Origin of the sequence: Nitrospira sp. BLG_1, from assembly GCF_047338595.1 — a bacterium.
Classification (GTDB): Bacteria; Nitrospirota; Nitrospiria; order Nitrospirales; family Nitrospiraceae; genus Nitrospira_D.
The window spans coordinates 25219-35650 of record NZ_JBLFBO010000030.1; the positions used below are offsets into that span (position 1 = coordinate 25219).

Genomic DNA, 10432 nt, shown 5'->3' on the forward strand with positions numbered 1-10432 from the left:
CTCGCTCGCTGGCCGAGTTGAATGCGCGGGATCCTCTTTCACGTTCCACGCACAGCCTGCTCGGTTATCCTCTCCATGGCAAGCCTGCCTTCATCTCTGCATCCGAGGCATTCGAGACACTGTGAGAGGCTGTGTGAGCGGAAAGAGTGGGCTTAGCATCGCTCTTCGACTGTCTGCGTTGAATGAGGTGGCTTAACAGAGTGTCGGCGGAGAGTAGCCCCGGCCCGTGCAGGACGAAATATAAGAACAGCATTCCCACATAGAACGCTTCTTGAAGCGCCGCATCGGATACTTGTCCGTATGAGATCGAGGCGACGATATTGAGTCCGAACAGCGAGAGGGCCGCCCACCGACCGGCCAGGCCGATCGCCAACAGGAACGAGCCGCCCAATTCGACGGCGGTAGCCACGTAGGCGGCCATCTCTGGCGGCAACAACGGCACATCGTAGACCATGGTGAAGAGCACCACCGTCGATATCCAACTGGAGAGCTTCACCATCCCGCCCGTCCAGAAGATATGCGCGAGGTACAGACGGACCGACAAGTCAAAGAGGGGTAACAAGGCCTCCAAGCCCCAGACGACTCGACCGTACCAGGCCACTGCGTGATCGAGCACCACGGTCAACCATCCCTTCTTGTGAATCATGACTGCACCTCGAGTGAGAATACCGGGCCTGTGGTGGCACCGGACAGGCCGGTCATAAATTGGGCAAAGTCGATTTCAGGTGTGAACTCTCTCGCCATGCACTCAACTTCCGCCACGGTTTTTCCATCGCGCACGGCCTGGAGCAGCCACCACTGTTTGGGCGAGAGGCTCCTGACATGAATCCTTCCACCGGCTCTCGTCACCAGGAGACCCCCCTCCTCAGGAGACAGACACACGTCGTCGATCTCCTTTCCACCAACTTCTGGTTGGAGCGCGTGCCAGACTCGATGGACCGGCAGCGCGCATCGCAGCAGCCGCACGGCCTGATTCAGGCGGAACGTCACAGAGGAGGGATCGACCGTGGCAAGGGTCTTCCCCCACTCTTGAGAAGGAAGCGGGCTGTCGGCAGCTTGATGCAGTTCGTGACAGGCCCATTCCAAACGAGCCAGTTCGATAAGCAGACGAGGGCTTTCAAGTTGACGGAGGAAGAGCGGGAAATGCTGCCCATACGCAAACAGATCGCCGCTCGTCGAGGGATACCGCTTGATATACCCGCGTGCGAACACGCCGAAATAGTGACCGCCGATCAAGCGATGGAGCACCGGGTAGGTGATCGTCAATGCCTGCGTATAGTTGTTTCGAATCAATCGACGATAGAGGGCCAGGCTTCGCCAGGATGGCCCACCCTGCATCGAGGTGACGGACGGCAGGCTGTTCCCTTCAACAATCGCAGAGGCGAACGCGCGCTGGAGTTCATACAGTCGTGGCATGACGGGCTCCGAGCATGGCATCGGCGTGGGTGGCTTGCTCCACCAACACGGCCAGCGGCGGGAGGTTGGTATCCCATTCGATCAATGTTGGTCGTGGGCCAAAGTGGTGAAGAGCCCATTCGTACAGACTCCAGACTTCCGGATAGACAGGCTGGCCGTGCGTATCGACCAGCCATCTTCCGATGCGATCGAAACCCGCCAGATGGATCTCTTGCACGGCATCAGGCGGAATCGCGTCGAGAAACTTCACCGGGTCCAGGTGGAAATTCACAGCATTGACATAGACATTGTTGAGATCCAGCAAAATCCCGCAGCCGGTTCGCCTCACGACTTCAGCCATGAACTCACCCTCCGGAATTGTCGAATCCCGCCAGGTCAGATACCGGGTGACATTTTCGATGAGCATGGACCTTTGCAGCTCCGTCTGGATTTCATCGATCTTGGCACACACGAGGTCCAAGCTTTCTTCCGTATACGGGAGCGGCAACAAATCGTTGAAGAAGCGACCATCGACCGAACTCCACGACAGATGCTCCGAGACGAAGGTCGGTTGGAAGCGATCCAATAATGCCTTCAGTTTACGAAGATGGGTCGAGTCGATCGGATCCGTGGAACCCAATGAGAGCCCGACTCCGTGAAAACTCAACGGGTAGCTGCCTCTGATCCGCTCAAGGATGCGAAGGGGTGCGCCCCCTTCACCGAAGTAGTTCTCCGGGTGGGCCTCCATCCAGGCGACTGGAGGCGGCTCCTCCAGGATTTCTCGATAATGGTGTGACCGCAGTCCGATCCCGGCCTGAGCCGGGATCGGGAGGGGCTGTTGAACCGACATGACGGATCGTCCTACATCTTCTTCATTTCTTCTTTCATCTTGGCCATGTCTTCTTTCGTGACGGACAGCACAGTGCCTTTCGCAATCTTGGTGCACAACCCTTTCGGCAGAAACACATACGAATCCGCCTCATTGTCGCTCTTGGCCATGCCCGCACAGGCATGGAGACTGGTTCTCACGGCGCAGTCGTTCATCCCGGCCTTGGCAACCCCTCCGCAGGCTTCCCATCCAGCCGGCAGTTGTGGAACCTTGGGCTCGGCGTTTGCCACCTGGGCACCGGCGAAACTCAAGGCAACCAACAAAGCTGAATGGATCACGGCGTTCTTCTTTGTCTTTGCGTTCATATGATTCTCCTGTAAAAAGTGTTTCGCTGATACGGCTCTCGTGCTGACTCGTGAACTTGCTTTCCGTCCAACTGTACGTCACCACATCCCCAACGAGTACCCTCCTTTCTACAATGCGAGAACATCATATTCCCGACCGAGTGTGGATTCAGGGCACAGTGGCACGCTCACATCCTACCGATCGAGCCGAAACTTCGCTGTGAGGCAGCTTACAGTTCGGAAAAAGAGTCGAGCGATCGGCTCTCTTGATTCGGGGAATTCCGCCCGCCCGAATCCATTCAGATTTTCGTGCCTCTGACTCTCCAAAAGAGGAGTATCATCGCCTTGTGAGCGGAGTGTGATCGGGAGGAGGGAAAGCCGATGGAGTCCGTAGATCTCATTCGGATTGGATCGTACGTATCCGTCCTTGGTGTGATGGCGACGTGGGAACTGTTGGCGCCGCGGCGTAAGCTGACGGCGTCGAAGCTCTGTCGTTGGGGCGGCAACCTGACCATCGTGGTCTTGAACACCGTCCTGGCCCGCCTGCTGTTCATGGGCGGCGTCGTGGCGACGGCGGCAATGGCGCAGGACCGTCATTGGGGACTCTTGAACTGGGTCGAAGGGCCAGCCTGGCTCGAACTCGCCCTGGCGATTGTCGCACTCGATTTCATCATCTATTGGCAACATCAAGTCTTCCATGACGTGCCGATCTTGTGGCGCTTCCATATGATGCATCACTCCGACCTGGACCTGGATGTCACCAGCGGCGTGCGTTTTCACCCTGTGGAGATCATCATCTCGACGGGAGTGAAAGCCCTGTCGGTCCTGATGCTGGGGGTGGCACCGCTGGCGGTCGTCATCTTCGAGATCGTCCTCAACAGTACGGCCCTCTTCAACCACAGCAATGTGCGGATGCCTGTCGCCCTTGATCGAGTGCTTCGATGGTTCATCGTCACGCCGGATATGCATCGGATTCACCATTCGACGGATGTACGAGAGACCAACAGCAACTACGGATTCAACGTGCCCTGGTGGGATCGCCTATTCGGAACCTATTGCCCACAACCGACTTTAGGACAGACCGGCATGAAGATCGGCTTGGAGCATCTTGGTCCACCGGTCTGTCTGAACTTGTTCATGATGCTCCGCTTCCCCTTCGTGACACAGCTGGGGCGATACGCAAACCGTGCACGATTGCAACCATAGTGAAGAGAGGGAGGGGTCGTGGTCCGTTGTTGAACAAACGGTAAGGAACTGAGGAGTCCAGTGCCGGTTCTGATTTCTAGCTGGCTTCTCCTTTCCCGCCGCTGATCAGTTGCGTCCTGCCATCACCCCACCATCGACATCCCAAATAGCACCGGTCACCCACGCAGCATCGTCGCTCAGTAAGAATTGGATGACTCGGGCCACGTCGTCCGGAGTCCCAATCCGGCCGATGGGGTGAAACCCGTTGAAGGAGGCTAATGTCTCGTCCACTTTACTGGGCTCGATGAAGGTCTGGTAAATCGGAGTGTGTACTACGGCCGGTGATACCGCATTGACACGGATGTTGTGGTCCGCCAACTCCATGGCCATATGTTGTGTGAGCGCATGCAGGCCTGCCTTCGCCATCGAATAGGCAGAGGACGGCGTCGCTTTGACGGCTTGTCGCGCCCACATCGACCCGATATGCACGATCGAACCACCGCCGTTGGCGGCCATGTTCTTGGCGACGGCCTGCGAAATGAAGAAGAGGGATCGATTCAGATTCAGATACCTGTCGTAGTCCTCGGAGGTGTGATCGCAAAACGGTGTAGGTTTGAAGTACCCCGCCGCATTCACTAAGTATTTGATATGGCGACTGTGGTTCTCGGCAAAGGCAAGAATACGCTGGACATCATCCGGCGCGTATAAGTCGGCGGAGAATGCTTCGACGGTTCCAAGCGCCGACAACTCGTGCACTGCCGTTTCCAGTTTTCCTCGAGACTTGCCGATGATCGCGACAGGGATGTGACGTTCCAACAAGCGCTTCGCCGTGGCGAACCCTATACCACTGGTTCCTCCCACGATGAGCGCGACGGGGTGATTCGACTCTTCCATTGATGACCTCCCATGAACAGGGCCTCAGTCAAGAGGCAACTCGATACCTTGGTGAATGATGAACGATGGACCACTACACCGCGTTGAGGACCGAGTCCTTAGACCTCTGCGCCTGTCCGTCATGGCAAGTACCGCGATGGGCGTCAAGAAAACGTTCGAGAATGCTGGCAAGATAGACCGGCGTCTCGTCCATCGGAAAGTGACCGGCATCTGTGATGAAGGTGAACTCCGCATTCTCGAACCAGGTCCCCAACGTCTTTCTCAGGTGCTCCTCTTGGAAACCAGGAAGATCCTGACGCCCGCCGATCACCAGCACCGGCGTGCCGACCTTGGCGCCGAGGACTTCCTGAGAAAAGTCTGTTTCCAACCACATCCGGTAATAGCCCTGGACGGCTTCCTTTGTAGACATCCGGAGATGCCGGGTTGCTCGCGAGTGCGCCCAAACAGGTGAAAGTCGTTGCCCCGTCAGCATCAGGAGCCCCTGTTCCGTCAGTTCACGTTGGTGAATCAAGTCCCAGAGAAATTTCTTGGTTCCCTCGTCGGCGGGGTACCCATCCGCTGATACCGGCGTAATGCCGACAGCACTCTTGATCCGCTTCCTACCGGAGAGCCAGTCATCGAGGATCATGCGTTGCATCACCATGCCGGACATGGAATGGCCGATCACATGGAACTCCGTCCACCCAAGACTGTCGGCGAGACGAAACGCATCCGCCGCCACCTCGTCTACGGTGTAGGCGCCGGCAAGATGTCGCGACATGCCATAGCCTCGCAGATCCGCGAACACATAGGAGTAGCGGTCCTGGTTGAGGTAAGGAATCAGCGGATCGTAACTTCCTGCATCACCCATCCAATGATGCAACAGCAGCACGTTCTCGCTGCCTTGCCCATAAGTCATATGTCCCAAGATGGCCCTCGAAGCCTGTGTCATGATCACAACACTCCTTTCTCGAAATGGCGTCAAGCAACACCTAAGCGCTGCGCCCGTTTGGATGACCAATAGATCCACACATCGCGGATATCGAAGAGCAACGAGACGCCGATGGCGAGAGACAGCACGAGGAGATAACCGGCGAACAGTCCTTCGATCTGTTGAAGTTGAATGATGAGATACCCCAGCAAGGGAATCCAGAATACGTGTCCCACGCCGAGGATCCGTGCGAAACCGAATACCGCATAGAGCCCCATCATCAGCATGGCCGACAGCATGAAGACGACCAGGATGAGTTTGGCTAGCGGTTCGCTCCAGAATGCGAGGCTGGCCATATTGATCACCATCAAGGTAAAGACCCAGCCCGCAACCCAGGCCGGCTGGTCCAACAATTCACTGAAGAACCTCAGGGGGTTTCGCAGTTGATTCTGTCGTGATGGTAACGTGTTCATGTTCGATCCTCCTTTGTGGTCCCGGCACATGGCCATCGTGAGCGCTTACGAAAGCCGACATTGAGACTGATTGGGCGTGCTCGCAACCGCATCGCCCGGGACCGTAGCTAATAGTTGGTAGTGACCCAGCCCCAGCTCCTTGCCATAGGCCTTTCCAACCAGCAGGTCCTGCACATGCTGGTGGTCCGACGCACGGAAGTAGGAGCGCCCTTCCTTCAACCCGTCGAAGGCATGTCCTTCGAGCGCCTTGCTCACAGCTCCTGTCTCAGTCGTACCGGCCCGTTGGACTGCCTCCAAGATTTGCGTCATGGCCGTATAGCCGTGGTAGCAGCGGGAGGTCGGGGTGTGGTTGTACTTATCGATGACGCCTTGAATGAACCGCTTGGAGCTATCCGTGTTGATTTTCGGATCCCAGATCAACCCCCAGATGCCGGCATGGTCGGCGTAGCCAAGCGGGCGCCCAATCTGTTCGCCGCTGACCATCCCACCGACACCGATCTGTTCTTTGGCCAGCTCAAGTCTGCTGTAGGCCTTCAGGGCATGAACGAGATCCCAACCGTAGAGATTCAGAATCACGGCACTCGGTTTCGCCGTCTTGGCCTGGGCCATCGCGCTTATGAAGTCGGTGGTCCCGAAGGGTGTCCCGACCGAGCCGAGCACGTCGCCACCCTCGTCCAAGAGCGCAGCGGTCATGGCCTGTTCTGCCGCGCGGCCATCCATCGTCTCGGCTGTGACCATAAACCAACGATTCCCATAGGCCTTCACGAGATGGGGCGTGACGGCTTTGGATAACATCCGAGCGTTCGGCATGAACACGAAGGTGTGCGAGTTGCAGCCGACTCCCGTCAACTCCGGGACATGCGCCCCCGTCACCATGAAGGGCAGGTGTTCCGCTTTCGCGAGATCGGCCACTGCAAGGGCGACCTCTCCGTTTAAGGTCCCCATCAAGAAGTCCACTCGGTCTTCTTTGATGAGTTTGGCAGCAGCTGTGAGCCCGGTCCGGACATTCGAGGCATCGTCGGCCCCCACAAGTCTCACCGGTCTCCCCAGCACCCCGCCGCTCTTGTTGAAGTGTTCCACTGCCACCGTTGCGCCGTGTACGTCGTGAATGGAGGATGTGCTATATGGACCGGAAAGCGGATCGATGATCCCGACCTTGATCGGTTCTGAGGCATGGGCGATAGCTCCTGACCTTGAGAACTGGAGTAAGTCGGTCAAGCCCCCGAACGCGAACGCGCCACCCGTGACAGTCGTGAGCTTCAAAAACCTTCGACGTGAAATACGTTGCATAAGTCCTGTCTCCTCTATGTCGGCAGCGACGGAAGCTCGATCGCATCCACCGCTCTTCTACGCTCTAACCGAGCCGAGCTGCGCTTCCAACTCGGCAATGCGGGTTTTCAACGGGGCCATGGCCTCCTCCACCTCGTCGAGGGAATAGCGCGGAGTGATGTACTTCGGACAGTTCCAGTCGTAGGACACCACCTCGATGGTGACGACCCGCTCGACCTTGTTCCGCCTATCCCCCTGCGCGAGCCGCTCAGCGAGAGCCGCATTCTCCCGGACATCTTCTACTCGCGCATGACCGAGGATTTTCAACCGTGCCTGATTCTTATAGTCCATGAGAAACAAGGCTACCCGGTCGTTCATGTGGAAATTCCCCGTGCTCAGCAGTTGCCGGTTCCCCCGATAATCGGCGAATGCAAGTGTGGCGGGATCCAGAACTTTCAGAAAGCCTTTCGGCCCGCCCCGGTGCTGGACATAGGGCCAACCGGTTTCACCGACCGATCCCAGATAGAAACTGTCTCGATCGCCAATAAAGCGAGCTTCAGCCTCGCCGAGCGGATCGCGGTCAGGAACATCGCTGAACATCGGCGCATGTCCGTAGTACCGTTGCTGCGCCAGGCGGACCGACTCGGTCATTGCCACCTGCAGATATTTCATCGCCATCGTATTGGCCTCCGTGGGGGGAAGGCAGACTGAGACCGTCTCCCCTCCACCCCTGCTCGGTCGATCAAAACACCACCACGCTCCAGCCGTCTGCCAAGTACCGCCTGAGGCTCAAGAGGCCTGACGTTCCCGGCAACGCGTTGTCGTTCACGCTCGCCACTCCACACGACTTCACGCTCTCCGTCGCCCCGAACACCTCCGCGCAGGCGCACGAGGCACCCTGGACCACATCGCGTACGGATTGATAGAGCGCATGGGCCGGGTGCGTCAGCTTGGTCAGCTCCGCCGGCCATCTGGTGCCTGGCCCATTGAACACCACGGCGACGTCCTCGCCTTTCTGCTTGGATTCAGCGGCTAGGGCGAGCGCATTGAACACGCGTCCCAGCGCTTCTTCGGCGCCGCTCTTGGGATCGGACAATATGACGATTGCTGTTTTCATTGCTTCCTCCGTTCTCAACATCTCAGCGAACAAAATGTTGTCTCTTAACACTCCCTGAACGTCTCGCTTCTACCCGCAGGCGCAGGACGAGGCAGCGCACCCGCTGGTGAGTGAGACCTCCGGAAAGTCAATGACGGTCCCGGCGATGTGGTTGATGTAATTGCTGAAAATATTCAGCGCGACATGCGCCACGGTCTCGACGATGTCTCCGTCGGTCAGCCCGGCCTGGCGCGCCTGATCGAGTCCTGCCGCCCCAAGTTCTCCGCGTTGCACCACAATACTCTGTGCCAATTTCAAGATGGCGTCAGTGCGAGGATCCACTGCCGCAGCCGTCCTGGCATCGGCGAGGTCCTGCTGCGTCAAGCCCAGCTTACCGCCGATGAACGAATGGGCGCTGAGGCAATAGGCGCAGCGATTGGTCTCGGCGACGGTGAGCGCAATCTGTTCGCGGAGCTTCGGAGAAAAGCTTCCGTCCCCAAGGGCGGCGCTGAAGCCGAGGTAACCTTGGAGCGCAGCCGGAGCGTTGCCCAAGACGCGAATCAGATTCGGGACCACGCCTAACTTCTTTTGGACTCCCTCGAAGAGCGTCTTGGCTGGGCCGGTGGCTGTCTGCGGATCGAGTTGTGCGATGCGAGTCATGATACCTCCTTCAACGGTGTGGGTTGCCCGCGCTTCAAGTACGCGATTGATCATCCTATTCAGCAGTAACTGTGCCTTAGTGCATGAATCTCTAAATCATTGATAGTACGATCGTTTGTTAATTCATTTACAAAATAGATCGGTACGAGTATTCGTAATCTACGATTGTTCGTTGTATTTCATATCGAAATCTCGTAGCTTGAGTCCTATGAATCCCAAACAGCTTCCCCAGGTGATGGTGACCACCGCGCGTCACCGCGGGCTGTGTGATGTCCTGCGATCTATTACCGACGGCATCGCCCAATGTCCGAATACCGTTCTGACACGCATCTGGTTGGTCGAACCGGATGCGATCTGCGACCTGTGCCGAAGCCGAAAGGATCTTCCTACGGGTGAACGATCACTGCACCTCGTCGCTAGTGCTGGCATTCCCGGTGACCCGCAAGCCGACTACAGCCGCCTCGACGGCGATTTTCACCGGTTTCCACTAGGCGAACGCAAAATCGGGCGCGTGGCTGCGACGGGGGAGCCGCTCTGGCTGGCCGGACTGCAAGGCAGCGAAGAGTGGATGGCGCGCCCGGCTTGGTTTACACGCGAGGGAGTGAGGACCTTCGCCGCGCAGCCCTTGACCTACCGGGGCGAGATTCTCGGAGTCCTGGGGCTCTTCGACCGGGGCTTGCTCAACGAGGAAGCCTTCGAGTGGTTGCGGATCTTCGCAGATTACGCGGCGGTGAGCATTGCGAACGCCAAAGCGTATGAAGAGATCGATCTCCTTCGTGCCCGCTTGGAAGAAGAGAACCTCTATCTGCGCGAGGAAGTCACAGCAGCCCTGGGGATGGGAGAATTCGTCGGCGAGAGTCAGGCGCTGCAGCATGTTCTGCGCCAAGTGGAGTTGGTCGCTCCGACTGATGCGGCAGTCTTGATTACCGGCGAGAGCGGAACCGGCAAGGAACTGGTCGCGCGCGCGATTCATGACCGGAGCCCGCGCAAAGACCGAGCCTTGATCAAAGTGAACTGTAGTGCCGTCCCGGATACGTTGTTCGAGAGCGAATTTTTTGGTCACGTGAAAGGCGCCTTTACCGGAGCGCTGGCCGATCGCCCGGGCCGTTTCGAAATGGCCGATCATGGCACCCTCTTTCTCGACGAGATCGGTGAAGTGCCGCTCCCGATGCAAGCCAAATTACTGCGTGTGCTCCAGGAAGGAGAGTTCGAACGCGTCGGGGAAACCAAGACACGCAAGGTGAACGTGCGGATCGTCGCCGCGACGAACCGGGACCTGAAGCGGGAAGCCGAGGCGGGCCGCTTCCGTGAGGATCTGTTCTATTGAGGTAAGCTCGAAAAAGTGGACGTCTTCACCCTATGATCTGAGGTCTGGAG

At 57.8% G+C, this 10432-nt stretch carries 13 protein-coding genes; 2 read left to right on the plus strand and 11 right to left on the minus strand.

What is annotated here, in order from left to right; all coding sequences use genetic code 11:
• Window positions 1-64: 64 nt before the first annotated feature.
• The 4 genes from ACMTNU_RS15795 to ACMTNU_RS15810 are packed head-to-tail and all read right to left on the minus strand — an operon-like array spanning window position 65 to window position 2589.
• A complete protein-coding gene (locus ACMTNU_RS15795; RefSeq protein ID WP_413936266.1) occupies window positions 65-646 on the minus strand; it encodes a DoxX family protein in 582 nt (193 codons plus the stop codon).
• Entirely contained in the window at window positions 643-1416 is a 774-nt protein-coding gene (locus tag ACMTNU_RS15800; protein WP_413936267.1) for a DUF2063 domain-containing protein, read from the minus strand. The genes ACMTNU_RS15795 and ACMTNU_RS15800 overlap by 4 nt, the downstream gene beginning before the upstream one ends.
• On the minus strand, window positions 1400-2245 hold the full coding sequence (locus ACMTNU_RS15805) for a DUF692 domain-containing protein (RefSeq protein WP_413936268.1): 846 nt from the start codon (window positions 2243-2245) through the stop codon (window positions 1400-1402). The genes ACMTNU_RS15800 and ACMTNU_RS15805 overlap by 17 nt, the downstream gene beginning before the upstream one ends.
• A gap of 11 nt (window positions 2246-2256) precedes the next feature.
• A complete protein-coding gene (locus tag ACMTNU_RS15810) occupies window positions 2257-2589 on the minus strand; it encodes a DUF2282 domain-containing protein (protein WP_413936269.1) in 333 nt (110 codons plus the stop codon).
• A 360-nt stretch (window positions 2590-2949) separates the two neighbouring features.
• Here ACMTNU_RS15810 and ACMTNU_RS15815 point away from each other — a divergent pair, with 360 nt between their 5' ends.
• Window positions 2950-3774, plus strand: a complete 825-nt coding sequence (locus tag ACMTNU_RS15815) for a sterol desaturase family protein (RefSeq protein WP_413936270.1) — start codon at window positions 2950-2952, stop codon at window positions 3772-3774.
• Window positions 3775-3879: 105 nt separating this feature from the next.
• Here the strand turns inward: ACMTNU_RS15815 and ACMTNU_RS15820 are convergent, their stop codons facing one another.
• The 7 genes from ACMTNU_RS15820 to ACMTNU_RS15850 all read right to left on the minus strand — a co-directional run bounded on the left by ACMTNU_RS15820 (window position 3880) and on the right by ACMTNU_RS15850 (window position 9055).
• Entirely contained in the window at window positions 3880-4647 is a 768-nt protein-coding gene (locus ACMTNU_RS15820; protein ID WP_413936271.1) for an SDR family NAD(P)-dependent oxidoreductase, read from the minus strand.
• Between the two features lie 73 nt (window positions 4648-4720).
• Window positions 4721-5578, minus strand: a complete 858-nt coding sequence (locus ACMTNU_RS15825) for an alpha/beta fold hydrolase (protein WP_413936272.1) — start codon at window positions 5576-5578, stop codon at window positions 4721-4723.
• Window positions 5579-5607: 29 nt separating this feature from the next.
• Entirely contained in the window at window positions 5608-6030 is a 423-nt protein-coding gene (locus tag ACMTNU_RS15830; RefSeq protein WP_413936273.1) for a hypothetical protein, read from the minus strand.
• 45 nt (window positions 6031-6075) lie between these two features.
• The gene (locus ACMTNU_RS15835) at window positions 6076-7320 is read right to left on the minus strand and encodes an ABC transporter substrate-binding protein (RefSeq protein ID WP_413936274.1); all 1245 of its coding nucleotides are present in this window, start codon (window positions 7318-7320) and stop codon (window positions 6076-6078) included.
• Window positions 7321-7377: 57 nt separating this feature from the next.
• A complete protein-coding gene (locus ACMTNU_RS15840; protein ID WP_413936275.1) occupies window positions 7378-7977 on the minus strand; it encodes a pyridoxamine 5'-phosphate oxidase family protein in 600 nt (199 codons plus the stop codon).
• 64 nt (window positions 7978-8041) lie between these two features.
• A complete protein-coding gene (locus ACMTNU_RS15845) occupies window positions 8042-8416 on the minus strand; it encodes a DsrE family protein (protein ID WP_413936276.1) in 375 nt (124 codons plus the stop codon).
• Between the two features lie 69 nt (window positions 8417-8485).
• Entirely contained in the window at window positions 8486-9055 is a 570-nt protein-coding gene (locus tag ACMTNU_RS15850) for a carboxymuconolactone decarboxylase family protein (RefSeq protein ID WP_413936277.1), read from the minus strand.
• Window positions 9056-9263: 208 nt separating this feature from the next.
• Here ACMTNU_RS15850 and ACMTNU_RS15855 point away from each other — a divergent pair, with 208 nt between their 5' ends.
• The gene (locus ACMTNU_RS15855) at window positions 9264-10382 is read left to right on the plus strand and encodes a sigma 54-interacting transcriptional regulator (protein ID WP_413936278.1); all 1119 of its coding nucleotides are present in this window, start codon (window positions 9264-9266) and stop codon (window positions 10380-10382) included.
• Window positions 10383-10432: the final 50 nt, after the last annotated feature.

Excerpts from the sequence above, each read along its gene's own strand:
- ACMTNU_RS15825 (WP_413936272.1), bottom strand. The coding sequence starts at position 5,578 with ATGACACAGGCTTCGAGGGCCATCTTGGGACATATGACTTATGGGCAA.
- ACMTNU_RS15800 (WP_413936267.1), bottom strand. The coding sequence starts at position 1,416 with ATGCCACGACTGTATGAACTCCAGCGCGCGTTCGCCTCTGCGATTGTT.
- ACMTNU_RS15815 (WP_413936270.1), top strand. The coding sequence starts at position 2,950 with ATGGAGTCCGTAGATCTCATTCGGATTGGATCGTACGTATCCGTCCTT.
- ACMTNU_RS15810 (WP_413936269.1), bottom strand. The coding sequence starts at position 2,589 with ATGAACGCAAAGACAAAGAAGAACGCCGTGATCCATTCAGCTTTGTTG.
- ACMTNU_RS15840 (WP_413936275.1), bottom strand. The coding sequence starts at position 7,977 with ATGGCGATGAAATATCTGCAGGTGGCAATGACCGAGTCGGTCCGCCTG.
- ACMTNU_RS15820 (WP_413936271.1), bottom strand. The coding sequence starts at position 4,647 with ATGGAAGAGTCGAATCACCCCGTCGCGCTCATCGTGGGAGGAACCAGT.
- ACMTNU_RS15850 (WP_413936277.1), bottom strand. The coding sequence starts at position 9,055 with ATGACTCGCATCGCACAACTCGATCCGCAGACAGCCACCGGCCCAGCC.
- ACMTNU_RS15805 (WP_413936268.1), bottom strand. The coding sequence starts at position 2,245 with ATGTCGGTTCAACAGCCCCTCCCGATCCCGGCTCAGGCCGGGATCGGA.
- ACMTNU_RS15855 (WP_413936278.1), top strand. The coding sequence starts at position 9,264 with ATGAATCCCAAACAGCTTCCCCAGGTGATGGTGACCACCGCGCGTCAC.
- ACMTNU_RS15845 (WP_413936276.1), bottom strand. The coding sequence starts at position 8,416 with ATGAAAACAGCAATCGTCATATTGTCCGATCCCAAGAGCGGCGCCGAA.
- ACMTNU_RS15795 (WP_413936266.1), bottom strand. The coding sequence starts at position 646 with ATGATTCACAAGAAGGGATGGTTGACCGTGGTGCTCGATCACGCAGTG.
- ACMTNU_RS15830 (WP_413936273.1), bottom strand. The coding sequence starts at position 6,030 with ATGAACACGTTACCATCACGACAGAATCAACTGCGAAACCCCCTGAGG.
- ACMTNU_RS15835 (WP_413936274.1), bottom strand. The coding sequence starts at position 7,320 with ATGCAACGTATTTCACGTCGAAGGTTTTTGAAGCTCACGACTGTCACG.